The sequence below is a fragment of the Polynucleobacter sp. UB-Siik-W21 genome (genome assembly GCF_018687415.1).
GTDB lineage: Bacteria > Pseudomonadota > Gammaproteobacteria > Burkholderiales > Burkholderiaceae > Polynucleobacter.
This window is the reverse complement of record NZ_CP061289.1, coordinates 1387569-1400566: the sequence shown is the minus strand read 5'-3', so window position 1 is coordinate 1400566 and position 12998 is coordinate 1387569. Positions and strand designations below refer to the sequence as shown.

At 45.5% G+C, this 12998-nt stretch carries 18 protein-coding genes; 13 read left to right on the top strand and 5 right to left on the bottom strand.

Annotated features, from left to right (window positions below):
* Positions 1 to 40 precede the first annotated feature (40 nt).
* The 3 genes from C2756_RS07255 to C2756_RS07245 are packed head-to-tail and all read left to right on the top strand — an operon-like array spanning position 41 to position 2664.
* A complete protein-coding gene (locus C2756_RS07255; RefSeq protein WP_215318294.1) occupies positions 41 to 1027 on the top strand; it encodes a tripartite tricarboxylate transporter substrate binding protein in 987 nt (328 codons plus the stop codon).
* Positions 1027 to 1824 carry a class II aldolase/adducin family protein gene (locus tag C2756_RS07250; RefSeq protein ID WP_215318293.1) on the top strand — a complete coding sequence of 266 codons (798 nt, stop codon included), beginning with the start codon at positions 1027 to 1029 and terminating at the stop codon, positions 1822 to 1824. The genes C2756_RS07255 and C2756_RS07250 overlap by 1 nt, the downstream gene beginning before the upstream one ends.
* A gap of 18 nt (positions 1825 to 1842) precedes the next feature.
* Entirely contained in the window at positions 1843 to 2664 is an 822-nt protein-coding gene (locus tag C2756_RS07245; RefSeq protein ID WP_215318292.1) for a hypothetical protein, read from the top strand.
* 12 nt (positions 2665 to 2676) lie between these two features.
* Here C2756_RS07245 and C2756_RS07240 read toward each other — a convergent pair whose 3' ends face one another.
* Genes C2756_RS07240 through C2756_RS07225 form a run of 4 tightly spaced genes read right to left on the bottom strand, consistent with a single transcriptional unit; the run spans position 2677 to position 4884 of the window.
* A complete protein-coding gene (locus tag C2756_RS07240; RefSeq protein ID WP_215318291.1) occupies positions 2677 to 3108 on the bottom strand; it encodes a DUF6152 family protein in 432 nt (143 codons plus the stop codon).
* A gap of 26 nt (positions 3109 to 3134) precedes the next feature.
* Positions 3135 to 3962 (bottom strand): hypothetical protein, encoded by an 828-nt coding sequence (locus C2756_RS07235; RefSeq protein ID WP_215318290.1) that lies wholly within the window; start codon positions 3960 to 3962, stop codon positions 3135 to 3137.
* A gap of 14 nt (positions 3963 to 3976) precedes the next feature.
* On the bottom strand, positions 3977 to 4483 hold the full coding sequence (locus C2756_RS07230; RefSeq protein ID WP_215318289.1) for a DUF6644 family protein: 507 nt from the start codon (positions 4481 to 4483) through the stop codon (positions 3977 to 3979).
* A gap of 8 nt (positions 4484 to 4491) precedes the next feature.
* Positions 4492 to 4884, bottom strand: coding sequence for a DUF6644 family protein (locus tag C2756_RS07225; RefSeq protein WP_215318288.1), 393 nt, complete (start codon positions 4882 to 4884; stop codon positions 4492 to 4494).
* A gap of 169 nt (positions 4885 to 5053) precedes the next feature.
* Here C2756_RS07225 and C2756_RS07220 point away from each other — a divergent pair, with 169 nt between their 5' ends.
* Both C2756_RS07220 and C2756_RS07215 read left to right on the top strand, forming a co-directional pair.
* Complete coding sequence (locus tag C2756_RS07220) at positions 5054 to 6046, top strand: tripartite tricarboxylate transporter substrate binding protein (RefSeq protein ID WP_215318287.1); 993 nt, start codon at positions 5054 to 5056, stop codon at positions 6044 to 6046.
* A gap of 5 nt (positions 6047 to 6051) precedes the next feature.
* Positions 6052 to 6759, top strand: a complete 708-nt coding sequence (locus C2756_RS07215) for a haloacid dehalogenase type II (protein WP_215318286.1) — start codon at positions 6052 to 6054, stop codon at positions 6757 to 6759.
* On the opposite strand, the gene C2756_RS07210 is transcribed toward C2756_RS07215, so the two are convergent.
* The gene (locus tag C2756_RS07210) at positions 6756 to 7754 is read right to left on the bottom strand and encodes a tripartite tricarboxylate transporter substrate binding protein (RefSeq protein WP_215318285.1); all 999 of its coding nucleotides are present in this window, start codon (positions 7752 to 7754) and stop codon (positions 6756 to 6758) included. The genes C2756_RS07215 and C2756_RS07210 overlap by 4 nt on opposite strands.
* A gap of 106 nt (positions 7755 to 7860) precedes the next feature.
* On the opposite strand from C2756_RS07210, the gene C2756_RS07205 reads away from it, so the two are divergent.
* The 8 genes from C2756_RS07205 to C2756_RS07170 all read left to right on the top strand — a co-directional run bounded on the left by C2756_RS07205 (position 7861) and on the right by C2756_RS07170 (position 12987).
* A complete protein-coding gene (locus tag C2756_RS07205) occupies positions 7861 to 8145 on the top strand; it encodes a SemiSWEET transporter (protein WP_215318284.1) in 285 nt (94 codons plus the stop codon).
* Positions 8146 to 8171: 26 nt separating this feature from the next.
* Positions 8172 to 8864: a fumarylacetoacetate hydrolase family protein gene (locus C2756_RS07200; RefSeq protein ID WP_215318283.1), complete on the top strand. Its 693-nt coding sequence runs from the start codon at positions 8172 to 8174 to the stop codon at positions 8862 to 8864.
* A 48-nt stretch (positions 8865 to 8912) separates the two neighbouring features.
* Complete coding sequence (locus tag C2756_RS07195) at positions 8913 to 9971, top strand: alpha/beta fold hydrolase (RefSeq protein WP_215318282.1); 1059 nt, start codon at positions 8913 to 8915, stop codon at positions 9969 to 9971.
* 124 nt (positions 9972 to 10095) lie between these two features.
* A complete protein-coding gene (locus C2756_RS07190) occupies positions 10096 to 10254 on the top strand; it encodes a DUF5993 family protein (RefSeq protein WP_215295061.1) in 159 nt (52 codons plus the stop codon).
* Between the two features lie 5 nt (positions 10255 to 10259).
* Positions 10260 to 10823: a disulfide bond formation protein B gene (locus C2756_RS07185; RefSeq protein WP_215318281.1), complete on the top strand. Its 564-nt coding sequence runs from the start codon at positions 10260 to 10262 to the stop codon at positions 10821 to 10823.
* A gap of 30 nt (positions 10824 to 10853) precedes the next feature.
* Entirely contained in the window at positions 10854 to 11864 is a 1011-nt protein-coding gene (locus C2756_RS07180) for a tripartite tricarboxylate transporter substrate binding protein (RefSeq protein WP_215318280.1), read from the top strand.
* A gap of 161 nt (positions 11865 to 12025) precedes the next feature.
* Complete coding sequence (locus C2756_RS07175; protein WP_251372013.1) at positions 12026 to 12481, top strand: hypothetical protein; 456 nt, start codon at positions 12026 to 12028, stop codon at positions 12479 to 12481.
* A 44-nt stretch (positions 12482 to 12525) separates the two neighbouring features.
* Positions 12526 to 12987, top strand: coding sequence for a glycine zipper family protein (locus tag C2756_RS07170; RefSeq protein WP_215318279.1), 462 nt, complete (start codon positions 12526 to 12528; stop codon positions 12985 to 12987).
* The last annotated feature ends 11 nt before the right edge of the window (positions 12988 to 12998 follow it).

Sequence of the window (12998 nt, the reverse complement as noted above, 5' to 3'; positions counted from 1 at the left end):
AAGAGCTTAAATAATAACGAAATTACGGTTTAGAGACAAAATGAGACAAAAATACCAAGTTAGCCGTTTGTTGAGCTGTATCGCATTATCTTGCTGGGTAATTTCTGCGTTTGCCCAGACCCCAGAGCCCTGGCCCACCAAGTCGATCACCATGGTCGTGCCATTTCCTCCGGGTGGTGTAGCCGATGCCGTAGGTAGACCAGTGGCTGAAGCGCTGTCCCGCATCTTGGGTCAACCGGTGATTGTGGAAAATAAGGCGGGTGCAGGTGGTGGTATTGGTATGGCGTCAGTGGCTAAATCAAAACCAGATGGTTACACCATCTTGATGGCTTTATCTTCCATTTCGATTATTCCCGAGGCTGACAAAGTAGTCGGGCGCGAGCAATCTTTTCAGTTGAATCAACTCAAACCGATTGCCCGTTTTACTGCTGATCCAACCGTATTAGTGGTGCGCGCAGATAGCCCTTGGAAAGATTACAAAGCTTTTGTAGCCGCAATGCGCGCCAATCCTGGTAAATACAACTTTGGTTCTTCAGGAAACTATGGAACTATGCACGTGCCAATGGAGATGCTCAAGTCTTCTGAAAAGTTCTACATGGTACATATTCCTTATACGGGTGCTGGGCCAGCGATTGTGGGCTTATTGGGCGGACAGGTAGATGCGATTGCTACTGGGCCATCCTCGATTGTTCAGCAAATTAAAGCAGGCAAGGTACGTGCTTTAGCTCATTGGGGTGATGGCAGATTGGCTAGCATGCCAGAGGTACCCAGCTTTAAAGAAATGGGTGTGAAGATTGAGTTCTCGCAGTGGGCTGGATTATTTGTGCCTAGTGCTACTCCTGACTACATCACCAATAAGCTACGTGAAGCTGCTAAGCAAGCCTCAACGGATGAGAGGGTACGCTCTGTGATTAATGGCGCAGGAAGCCCCATCCAATATCTGGATGCTCCCGAATTTAAAGTCTACTGGGATAAAGAATCTGCGCAGATGGGCGAGATCGTCAGAAAGATTGGTAAGGTGGAATGATGAAAAGAATTCTGATTTCATTGATGTTGCTCGGTATTGCGCAGGCTCATGCTGCCTCCGTGCAAGAGCAGATGGAGCAAGATCCTAAGGTTAAGGTAGCCATTGAAGAATTGGTGATTGCTAATCATATTTTGTATGACCAAAATGCAGTTGATGGCTATGGTCATATTAGCGTTCGTAATCCTGCCAATCCCAATACTTTCTTTCTAGCGAGAAGTGTTGCGCCGTCGACTGTTAAGGTCGAGGACATCATAGAGTTCGATATGAATGGTAAGGCGCTCAATGGCGACACTCGGGTTGCATATGGCGAACGATTTATTCATAGTGGCATTCTAAAAAATCGTCCCGATATCAATTCAGTGATTCATGGACATGCACCACCGATCTTGCCTTATGGTTTGACTGGAACCCCCTTAAAACCGGTGTATCACATGAGTTCTTTTTTGGGCGAGGGCGCACCGATATTTGAAATTCGTAATTTTGCAAAACCTAATCCAGATACCGATATGTTTGTCAGTAATGTGGAGTTGGGGAATGCCTTATCCCAATCAATGGGTTTGCAATATTTTGTTCTGATGCGTGGCCACGGTTATGCTGCTGGAGCAGACTCCATTAAAAAGGCTGTCTTTAGAGCAGTCTATGCGATTCAGAATGCCAGCATTCAAGGGGAAGCAATGAAGATGGGGCAGGTTCAATATCTCACCCCAGGTGAAGCCTCGATCGCCCAAGAAACGATCGAGAAGACCATTGGTCGACCTTGGCAGCTTTGGACCGAAAGAGTCAAGAAACCGCAATAGTTGTTAAACTGATGCATCATGAAGATGCAGTCAATTGTGCTCATGCCACGCATCCGATGGCATCTGAAGCACTTCCTCACGCAAGTAGTTGCCCTAATTATTCTGGCAATCATTCCAATAGCTGCTATGGCTATTTTGCAAGATGAGATTCAGGTGTATGACGATGAGATTAATGCCAAAGGTGAATCAAGCTTAGAGCTTCACGTCAACAGCACGCCTCGTGGAATACAGACACCGAGTTATCCAGGTGAGGTAATGAATAATAACGGTCTGCGTATTACGCCAGAGTTGGCCTACGGTCTGGGCCATGACTTAGAGGCTGGACTCTATATCTCGTATGTCAATTACGATAATAAGTTTCAGTATGCTGCGACTAAAGTGCGCATGAAGTGGTTGCCTTATCGTGAAGAGAAGGGCGATGATTTTTTTGCTGGGGTTAATTTAGAGATTGCTAATGTGCAGCCACAGTTTGATGAATCAAGATACAACGCAGAAGCCCGTTTTATTCTTGGCAAACATGTTGATGAATGGTTATTTTCATTTAACCCCATCATTGATATGCCACTTTCACAGCCGTATGTCCATCAATCGCCATACTTTTCAACCGCTACCCGCTTATCCAGAGAAGTCATTCCTGATTTAGCCTTAGGGGCTGAGTATTACTCTAACCTCAATCAGTTGGGGCAGCCTATTAATTATCAAAAAACCCAACAACTGGGATTCTTGATGATGTACTACGACGGTAAGCCAATCTCATTTCAGGCGGGCGTAGGGAAGGGTTTCTCCAATAGCACTGACTCGTTGACGCTGAAGGCTATTTTTTCAATTCCACTTCCCTAATACGCAACTAGCTTACTTCTGCTCGCGCTCTTCCAAGTTAGGACTCTCTTGAGCGCGAATATCGGCGGTATAGAATTTGCCGGTGTCAGTGAGGGTTACTTTCTTAAGGTAGCCACCTTTGCTGCCGTTACGTAATGGCCAGAAATCTACCGATACTTTATCACCTGCTTTTACGGAGCTTCTGGTCCAATTGCCCGCGCGAGTGAGGTTCCCAGGACTAGAAACTTCCAAAACCCAAAGTGCAGGGGTGTCGTTATCCTTGAGGGTGCCGGTGACAAAAATGCCTACGTGGGGATTGGTCCACTGCACTTCTTTGACAACGCCGGTAATGGTCATCACTTTGTCGCGATCAAACATCGTGGTGGCATGGTGCGCCAATGCTAGTGGTGACGCAGAAATGACAATCGCAAATGCTGCGAGTCTTGTAAATATTTTGTGCTTCAAGTCTTATCTCCTAGAAATTGCCTAAATTATTGCGGTGGTATGCGATTACCACCAACATCATATTGGACGGGCACAAAAATATCATTACCACGCTGATCTTTACCTGGAGCAAAAGAGCCCTCAAGGCAAACACCTTCGACAATGTCGAACTTACGAGCGCGTTGACGGAAGTAAATACGAGTTGTTTTCCAGGGCTTCGTTAATACATTGGGCGCAATGATTTCAATATCGTCGTGCAACTCATCTTTAGCTACCAAATGAATACTCTCGATGATACGCATATCACCATTATTAGGAACGCCTGCAGCTTCGCTAATGGCAATGTAGGCCTGAGGGACAACGCCAATGGTATCGATGACTAAGGTGTCGCCCTCCCACTTACCAATCGAGTGACCATGAAAGGTTGGATCTGGATCTTCAGGGTGAGAGCGCCCATCAGTATAGATGCGACGCAAGCGGTTGCCATCCGATTCTCCAAGCAAAGTGACTCTACCTGGTGTGAATAAGATTTCCATTGCATTATGAGTGACCAACATCCAAGCAGGCATAGCCTCGGGTAGGCAATTGACAAAAAGTGGAGGGGGCCTACCTGCCTTTTCTTCAGATAGTTGATACTGAATGAGTTCATTGGCAGCAGGAGTCCAAGGTGGCATATTAGTTTTAGCCTGCTTATCCTGATCTGAAATCTTTGGATTCCAGACACCACTCCAGTCTGGTAGTTTGGCGAGGTTTGCCCAATCTTTTGTGGTAGGTGGCAGATTGATAATGGGCTTGGTCGATTGGGCCAGCGTGCTGTGCGCAAGGCAAATTCCCAAACTGGTTACCATCATCAGGCAAATGACTTTTATTTTCATGTCCCCCTCTTTTCTTATGAAATTGCTAATACTGGTTCGAGTGTAAAGCCGATCCAGCGACCGCAAAAAATAATACTAATCCACAGTGTGAGGGAGATGGTGCCGGCAATACGAGCTGCTATTGGTAGCTGTTGATAGTTATTCCAACGATCAAGATTCTTGCCGATGATGAACTGAAAACACAGCATATTGATACCTGCTAAGCTAAGCAAAATTAGCTTCGAGATGAAATAAAAATTTTGACTGTAACTCAAAGCATTAGAGGCAAATAGAACGGCGCCTGTGATGATGGCAACCAAAAAAGCGATCCACGTAATAGGCAATAGGTCTTGACTAATTTTACTAATAGGGTGATTTAAGGCGCGTACCCCAATCAGACGCAGATCTACTAGCGCAATCGAACCAATAACTAATGTGATTGCAAGAACATGAGTAGCCTCAATCCATGGAAATGCGAATTCATTCTCTCGAATGGTTTGAGCTAAAGGATTGTTGTAAATCAGAATGAGGAAATCGTTCATATTTTTCTTTAGCTGTAAGCAATCCAACGACCGGCAGCAACAATGCCACTCCATAATCCAAGAGAGAGAATTGCCAAGAGACGAGTTTTAGTATTGACCTGTTCACTAGGCGTATTGCTGCAATACTTTCTTTGATAAATAAGGGTAATTAAGATGACTAATACGAGCATGACCATTTTTATTTGAAAAATGGGATTAGTTAAGGAGCGCGCTGGTTCGCTAATGATCATGATGCAACCAGTAATGAACAAGATAGGCAGCGCAGCCCAGACTAGAGGGTTGTAGCGCACAATTATCACTACAACTGATTCACTTTTGCCATATAGACCAAGAATACGAAGATTAATGAGAAGGGTGGCTATTAAAACTGAGGCAATGGCCAAAATATGTAGACTTTGCATTGTAGGCACTACCCAGAAATTATCCTGTAGCGCTCTGCTAAAGTGCGTGCTCTCTAAGTGGTAGCAAAAATCGATTAAGCCAGAGTTATACATAGTTCCAAACAATAGTTGAATATCTTAAAGATCAGTTTATATTACTCAAATAATTAAAAAATTTAACGGAGTCAAAATGATACGAATTCCTTTCTCGCTAGGTAGCCGCTTAAGATTTTTTGCTGCACTTGCAGCATTTATTTCTTTTACTCATCCTGTTCATGCGGCGGATCCCTTTCCCAGTAAGCCTGTCAAAATTATTGTCACGGCAGCGCCAGGTGGTACAACTGATATTTCATCGCGTGCACTCTCTGAGATTTTAGGTAAAGAACTTGGACAAAGTGTGATCATTGAAAACAAAGCCGGTGGCGCAGGAATCATTGGTATTCAAGCTTTGCTTGCAGCCCCTGCTGATGGTTACACCATGGCCATGGGCAATATTGGCCCGAATGCAATTAACTACAGCCTTTATAAAAGTCTTCCTTATAAGATGGAAGACATGGAGCCCATCACTGTTGTGATTGCTAACCCAAACGTGCTAGTAGTCAATCCCGAGGTGCCTGCAAAGACGGTTGCTGAGCTGGTTGCTTTGGCAAAAGCCAATCCGGGTAAATATTCCTTTGCATCTTCTGGCCGTGGTCAATCAATCCATATGTCTGGCGAGTTATTTAAAACACAAGCTGGTATCGACATTATTCACGTACCCTATAAAGGTGCTGGACCAGCATTGGCTGATCTATTGGCTGGCCAGACGAGCATGATGGTCGATAACTTGCCGAGCTCGATGCAATACATCAAGGCTGGAAAATTACGTGCTCTCGCAGTGACCAGCAAGAATAGAGTTGCAGAATTGCCTGATGTACCAACGATGATTCAAGCGGGTTATCCTAACTTTGAAGTCACTGCGTGGTTTGGTTTATTCGTTCCTGCAGGAACACCAAAACCTGTGATCGACAAACTCTATGTTGCTGTAAAGAAAGCACTAGACTCCCCAGAAATTAAACAGCGCTGGAAAGATTTGGGCGGCTGGGCTGTAGGTGACACACCGGCCAACACCAAGCTCTTTATTGCCGCTGAGAAGAAGAAGTGGGAGTTGGTTGCTCAGCAAGCCAAGATTGAGGCGGAATAATCTGAATGGTTAAACAGGCTCTACCCAAGATTCTTGCATTTGATGTATTTGGTACTGTGGTTGATTGGCATGGATCGGTTGCTAACGAAGCTGCCAGACTAAAACTGCCGGTTGATCCGAATGCTTTTGCAAGTGCCTGGCGAAATGGTTATAAGCCAGCAATGGCAAGAGTACGCTCAGGCGAATTAGGTTGGATCAAAATTGATGACTTACATCGCATGATCTTGGATCAGTTACTGATTAAATTCAACATTGATTCTTTGAGTGAAGCACAAAAGAAGGATCTCAATTTGGTTTGGCATCGCCTGCATCCCTGGGCAGATTCAGTAGAGGGTCTCACGCGCTTGAAGAAGCAATTTACGATTGTGACTCTATCCAATGGCAACCTCGGTCTATTGGCTGATATGGCTAAGAACGCGAACCTACCTTGGGATCTCATTTTGTCGGCCGAAGTATTTCGCCATTACAAACCAGACCCAGAAACCTATTTGGGTGTAGCGGCCACTTTTGATGTCAATCCAGAAGAAGTAATGTTGGTCGCTGCGCATAAAGATGATCTCAAAGCGGCAAATAAGTTAGGTCTGCAAACTGCTTTTATCGAGCGACCACGAGAGTTTGGACCCACTCATCAACGCGATGATTTGTACAAAGAAGAATGGGTAGACTATCACGCGAGTGATTTCAATGCACTTGCGGATCAACTAGCGGATTAATCCGCTTTAATATTTGCATCCTTAATGACCTTGCTCCACATATTGAGTTCACGATGAATACGTTTACTTGAGTCTGCTGGAGAAAGATAATTTACATAAACGCCAGCAGCTAGCATGCGTTCTTGAACATCAGGGCGCTGCAAAATGGTTTTGATATCTGCACTCAATTTATTCACGATGGCTGGTGGTGTTCCTGCTGGTGCTTCAATACCAAACATGCTCACCACGTCAAAATTTGGCAAGCCGGTTGCTTCGGTGACGGTCGGTACATCAGGCAACTGACTAATGCGTTTAGCAGTAGTCACTGCCAATGCCCTTAACTGACCTGCTTGGATAAATTGCAAAGCAGCTGGAACGGTTTCAGACATGCTGAGTACTTGTCCGCCAACCAGATCGGTCATAGCAGGGCCGCTCCCTTTATATGGGATATGCAGCATATCTAGTCCGAGTTGGTAACGGAACATTTCCATCGCGAGACGCTGTGGAGCGCCAGCGCCAGAAGAGGCAAAAGTGAGCTTGCCTGGATTAGCTTTCGCATAAGCGATGAACTCTTTCATATTTTTTACAGGTACTGATGGGTTCACCACAAAGACGAGAGGTACTACACCCACAATGGCCACTGGAGTGAAATCTTTTTCCAGGTTGTATTTAATCTTGTCTTTGTCTAAGTTTGTATTGATGGCATGGGAGGTGAGGGCGCCCATCAATAAGGTGTAGCCATCGGCTGGCGATTTGGCGACTAAGTCAGCGCCAATATTGCCGCTATCTCCAGCGCGGTTGTCTGGCACTACTTGCTGATTCAATGTCTTAGACAGCTCTTGTGCCATGATGCGGCCAATCACATCAGTCGCCCCACCTGGAGGGAAAGGGATCACTAGTCGGATTGACTTATCCGGATAGTTTTTCAGTGCAGCATCGCCTTGAGCGAGCACTGGGGATGCGATGAAGCTAGCGCATAGGGCTGCGCTAATCCAATAGGTCAGTTTTTGTCTCATTTTGTATTATTAGTAATGGGTTGAACTGCAAGTTTCCATTATCTACAGAATTTGGTTTTCTGCACTAGATTCAGGATTGAAGCCATTCTCTAATTACAATGAATGCATGACCCTAGAGCCCCATCAAATTGAGATCATTGGATATTGCGCTGCATTCTTAACCACGGTTGCGTTTTTACCCCAAGCAATTCAGTCTTGGCGCACCAAAGATCTTTCTGGAATCTCCTTGGGAATGTATTCCTTATTTACTGCAGGAGTGGGTTTGTGGCTGGTCTACGGTCTGATTATTGAAAAGTGGCCCTTGATATTAGCCAATGCCCTCACTTTTACTCTCGCCCTCAGTATTTTGTTATTGAAATTGCGTCATACTTCTAAACAACCGAAACAATAAAAATCCCCCCTTTAGAAAGGTAAGTCATGAGTTCAGCTTTTGTTATCGATCCTCCAGTGCAGATTTCTTTGCCAGTGACAGGTGACACCCGTCGCTTTGCAGTCAATCGTATTTATTGCGTCGGTCGTAACTATGCAGATCATGCGCGGGAGATGGGTCATGATCCAGATCGTGAGCCACCATTCTTTTTTATGAAGCCAGCAAACTCGATCGTGACGGATGGCAAAGATATGGCTTACCCCAATTTATCGAAAGACGTCCATCACGAAATTGAAATGGTCGTTGCTATTGGTAAAGGGGGCTCTAATATTGCTGCCGATAAAGCCTTGGATCATGTCTATGGATATGGCGTTGGCTTGGATATGACAAGACGCGACTTACAAGGTGAGGCAAAAAAAATGGGCCGTCCTTGGGATACTGGCAAAGCCTTTGACCAATCTGCTCCTTGTGGAGAAATTACGCCAGTCACTCAATGTGGTCATCCTAGCAAGGGCGCAGTCACATTATTAGTAAATGGTGAAGAGCGTCAGTCGGGTGATCTCAATCAACTGATCTGGAATGTACCTGACACCATTGCATACCTCTCAACGCTGTTTACATTAGAGCCAGGTGACCTTATTTTCTCTGGCACACCCGCAGGCGTAGGCCCTGTGAAAAAAGGGGATGTACTCGAGGGCAGTGTTGCGGGATTAAAGAATCTTAAAACCAAAATCGCTTAAGAATGTATTAAATGCCTCACTGAACGCAAAACTGCCGAATATAAAAACATGAATATCTTCAGAACCCTTGTAGTAGTTTCTACCCTGTCTTTATTGTTAGCAGCTTGCGCGAGTAATGAAGCCAGTGCGCCTAGCGTAGCAAGCACTACTGCACCCGCAAGCTTGTATACCAATGCAGCTCCTTTGGATTTACGTTTAAGTGCGTGGCCATACCCTTATCCAACCAAAGAATTTAAAACGAGTTTGCAAGGTGTTCCCGCCAGCATGGTCTATATGGATGTGCCGGCGGTAGGTAAACAAAAGGGTGCAGTGTTGCTCTTTCATGGCAAGAACTTCTCGAGCGATTATTGGGCGCCTACGATTGCAGGCTTAACGCAAGCAGGGTATCGCGTGATTGCCCCAGATCAGATTGGTTTTGGTAAATCTTCTAAGCCAAATGTCGCATATCACTTTGATGATTTAGCTGCCAATACCAAAGCTTTGCTCAAATCACTGGGTATCAAGCAAGTCTCGGTGATTGCAAATTCGATGGGCGGCATGGTTGGTGTGCGCTTTGCGCGCCTCTATCCACAGACAGTACAAAAGTTAGTCCTGGAGAATCCTCTAGGTCTAGAGGATTACAGCAAAGATATCCCGCCTCAGCAAAACGACAATTTACTCAAGTTAGAGATGGCCCAAACGGAGACGAGTTATCGTCGCTTCTTGCAAACGTATTTTCCGACTTGGCAGCCTGCTTATGAAAAGTTTATTGAAGTCTATGTTCGCGTCCAAAAAGGCTCAGACTATCCTGCCTATGCAATGACATCGGTGCTCACGTATCAGATGATTGCTGCAAAACCTGTTGTCGGTGATTTGCCGCAGCTCAAGATGCCGGTATTGCTAGTGATTGGTCAAAAAGATCGTACCGTATTTGGTAGGCGGTTTGCACCCCCTGAGGCAGTAAAAACTTTAGGTAACTTTCCGGAGTTGGGTAAAAAAACTCAGGCAGTGATTCCGAATGCAAAGTTAGTGCCGATTGAGAATGTTGGTCACGTCCCGCACGTAGAGGTTCCCGATCTTTTTGTTACAACAGTCGTGCAGTTCTTAAATCAATCTAGCAAGAATTAAGAACTAGTTACATCACTGTTTTGGGTTTTGCGCATTTAGAAAATGGCTATTCCTAAAGACCATTTTCTAGACTCTGAATTGCTGATTAACCGAGTTCTAGAGTCTCCTACGCTAGAATTCTCCTATGTATATGTTCCTACCTTTTCTGACAGCGTTGATCGGACTCTTCTTAGTCTGGTTTGAGAAGCGCTTTGCAGGTTTATTAATGTTGGCGATCACCGTACTCATTTTGATGGTTTGGTTTCGCTTTCATGCAACGAATCATCTCAATATCAGTCTGTAAGCATTGTGAGCAGACAATCCTTTCCTTCTTTAGCGGCCTTAGGTAACCAACTGGCTTTGTTGGCAGTGATTGGCACCTTGTCTTATGCCTTTGTTGATCAACTGTATTTTAGTGAGTTGCCTTGCCCGCTTTGCTTAATGCAAAGGATGGGCTTTGTGATTATTGGATTTGCTTTGGTGCTCAATATTCGCTGTGGTGCGCACTCAGCGCATTATGGCTGGGGCATGATGGGTGGCTTAGTGGGGATGATGGTTTCTCTGCGTCAAGTATTGCTCCACATTCTGCCGGGCGACAAAGGCTTTGGCGCAACCTTCTTAGAGCTCCATTTTTATACTTGGGCTTTCGTTGGTTATCTTGGCTTATTAGCGGGCTTTGCCATTTTGTTAATGCTGCCAAATCGTGAAGTACGTTCACGTTCTTGGTTTGCCAATACACTAGTCATTCTGTTTATTTTGATTGTTTTAGCTAATCTCGTTTCAACTCTACTCGAATGCGGCATTGGCGCTTGTGCTGATGATCCAGTCAAGTATGAGGGTTGGCTGTGGTTGCGCTCCCGATTTGGCTTTTAAGTGATGATGCCCACTAGGTTGGGCTTTAAGATGATGCGATTCTCTAAGGCAGCTAAGACCCTGCTTCTATTCATATGCTTCAGTGCAGTGACGCTCTTAGTGCAAGCACAAGCTCAAGCAGATCTTCAAAAAAGTACCCACTGGCCAAAACAATCTATTCGAATTGTGGTGACCTTTACTCCTGGTGGGGCGCCTGATATTTTGGCGCGCGTGTTAGCTGAAAGTTGGCAACAAAGTTTGGGTGTACCGGTCTTAGTTGAAAACCGTCCCGGCTACGGTGGCAACATCGGCGCTGATCTCGTAGCCAAGAGTGAACCTGATGGTTACACGCTCCTGATTGGCACGGTAGGCATCCATGCGATCAATGGTGCGCTTTATGACAAGATGTCCTTTGACCCCGTTAAAGACTTTACGCCCATTAGCTTCTTGGCTAGCACTCCTAATGTACTCATCGTTAATAAACAACTGGGCGTGAATAACTTGCAAGAGCTCATTGAACTTGCAAAAGCTAAACCTAATCAACTGACCTTTGGTTCTTCGGGTGTAGGTACTTCATTGCATATGTCCGGTGAATTATTTAAAGAGATGGCTGGCGTACAAATTCGGCATATTCCGTATAAGGGGCGCGCACAGTCCTTACCAGATTTAGTCAGTGGTCGTATCTCCATGCTCTTTGATAACTTGTCATCTTCACTGCCTTTAATTAAAGCTGGTGAAGTGCAGGCTTTAGGTGTCACTACCCTCAAGCGTTCTCAAGCTGCCACTGACATTCCCACATTGGCGGAACAGGGCTTGCCTGGATTTGAGGCAGTTTCTTGGTTTTCTTTAATGGCGCCAGCGAACTTACCGCCTGCCGTTCAAAAGCGTCTCAATCAGTTAACTAGAAAAACGCTGAATAATCCTGAAGTTAGAACTCGTCTTTTGGCGGGGGGCTTAGATCCCGCCCCGGGAAGCCCCAATGAGCTTTCTAAATTGATTACCCAGGAGTCTGCTAAATGGAGTAGGGTAGTAAAGCAATCTGGAGCAAAATTAGATCAGTAGGGTGGCACTAATAACAGTGCTAATAAATAAGTTACTTTCTTGTCAGCTTGAGTGAATTTGAGGCGTTATTAATAGTAAGACATTGATAGTAAAGCCAGTAAAAACTAGAATATCAGTATCAAGAAATAGAAGACCACGTAGGACCAAATGGGGGGTCAATCATGAAACAGATCAATCAATTCAGTATCTTAGGAATCGCCATAGCTGCTCTACTGGCATTTGCTCCTGTAGCTGCTCAAGCAGGCAATGTGGGTTGGAATGTCTCAGTTGGCGGTGGCCATGGCGGTTACGGTGGTGGTTGGCGTCCTGCCGCCTACGGTCCTGGTTGGGGCCATGGTTACGGCCCAGGTTGGCGTGGTAATTGGGCTTATGGTGGCGGGTATTACGGCCCATATGCTAACTACTACTCACCTCCCGTAGTTTATGCTCCGCCTGTAGTCTACATGCCGCCTCAGCAACCAATGGTATTGGCAGCTCAGCCTCAGCCGGCAGTTTGGTATTACTGTGAAGCTAGCGGTAAGTATTTCCCATACGCACAAGAGTGTCCAGCAGGTTGGCAGATACAAGCAGCAACGCCACCTACGAGCAACACTCAACCAAGACGTCCACAGTATTGATGCTGTATTTATCCAGCTTATTTCAGAATATTTAAAGGTTTGTTATGAAACGATTTGCTCGTATCGCAGTATTTACTGTTTCTGTATTCACTTCACTAGCTGGATGCGTATCTGCGCCAACTGGACCTACGATTGCGATCATGCCGCGCGAAGGTAAACCGTTTGAGGTGTTTCAACAGGAAGATAAGCAGTGCCGTGAGTTTGCTGACAATGCTGTCAAAGATACCAGTAATGCTGCCTTAAAAGAAGGTGCTACCAGTGCCGCTATTGGTGCCGCCTTAGGCGCCGCTGCTGGTGCAGTGATTCAGGGTGGTAGTAGTCCGAACATTGGTACTGGCGCAGGTGTTGGTTTATTGGGTGGCGCTGCGATGGGTGCTATGAACTCAGCTGGCAAACAAAACCAAGCGCAAACTCAATACAACATTGCCTACCAACAATGTATGTACTCTAAAGGTAATCAGGTTCCTAGTTATGCGGCACCTGCCTCAGGACCGAGCTACCGCTAAGTTCCGCAGTA

What these genes read in the sequence shown, in the direction of transcription:
- C2756_RS07205 (WP_215318284.1), top strand. Translation starts at nt 7,861, where the DNA reads ATGACCCTAGAGCCCCATCAAATTGAGATCATTGGATATTGCGCTGCA.
- C2756_RS07170 (WP_215318279.1), top strand. Translation starts at nt 12,526, where the DNA reads ATGAAACGATTTGCTCGTATCGCAGTATTTACTGTTTCTGTATTCACT.
- C2756_RS07190 (WP_215295061.1), top strand. Translation starts at nt 10,096, where the DNA reads ATGTATATGTTCCTACCTTTTCTGACAGCGTTGATCGGACTCTTCTTA.
- C2756_RS07180 (WP_215318280.1), top strand. Translation starts at nt 10,854, where the DNA reads ATGATGCGATTCTCTAAGGCAGCTAAGACCCTGCTTCTATTCATATGC.
- C2756_RS07220 (WP_215318287.1), top strand. Translation starts at nt 5,054, where the DNA reads ATGATACGAATTCCTTTCTCGCTAGGTAGCCGCTTAAGATTTTTTGCT.
- C2756_RS07175 (WP_251372013.1), top strand. Translation starts at nt 12,026, where the DNA reads ATGAAACAGATCAATCAATTCAGTATCTTAGGAATCGCCATAGCTGCT.
- C2756_RS07245 (WP_215318292.1), top strand. Translation starts at nt 1,843, where the DNA reads ATGAAGATGCAGTCAATTGTGCTCATGCCACGCATCCGATGGCATCTG.
- C2756_RS07195 (WP_215318282.1), top strand. Translation starts at nt 8,913, where the DNA reads ATGAATATCTTCAGAACCCTTGTAGTAGTTTCTACCCTGTCTTTATTG.
- C2756_RS07210 (WP_215318285.1), bottom strand. Translation starts at nt 7,754, where the DNA reads ATGAGACAAAAACTGACCTATTGGATTAGCGCAGCCCTATGCGCTAGC.
- C2756_RS07235 (WP_215318290.1), bottom strand. Translation starts at nt 3,962, where the DNA reads ATGAAAATAAAAGTCATTTGCCTGATGATGGTAACCAGTTTGGGAATT.
- C2756_RS07225 (WP_215318288.1), bottom strand. Translation starts at nt 4,884, where the DNA reads ATGCAAAGTCTACATATTTTGGCCATTGCCTCAGTTTTAATAGCCACC.
- C2756_RS07230 (WP_215318289.1), bottom strand. Translation starts at nt 4,483, where the DNA reads ATGAACGATTTCCTCATTCTGATTTACAACAATCCTTTAGCTCAAACC.
- C2756_RS07250 (WP_215318293.1), top strand. Translation starts at nt 1,027, where the DNA reads ATGAAAAGAATTCTGATTTCATTGATGTTGCTCGGTATTGCGCAGGCT.
- C2756_RS07200 (WP_215318283.1), top strand. Translation starts at nt 8,172, where the DNA reads ATGAGTTCAGCTTTTGTTATCGATCCTCCAGTGCAGATTTCTTTGCCA.
- C2756_RS07255 (WP_215318294.1), top strand. Translation starts at nt 41, where the DNA reads ATGAGACAAAAATACCAAGTTAGCCGTTTGTTGAGCTGTATCGCATTA.
- C2756_RS07215 (WP_215318286.1), top strand. Translation starts at nt 6,052, where the DNA reads ATGGTTAAACAGGCTCTACCCAAGATTCTTGCATTTGATGTATTTGGT.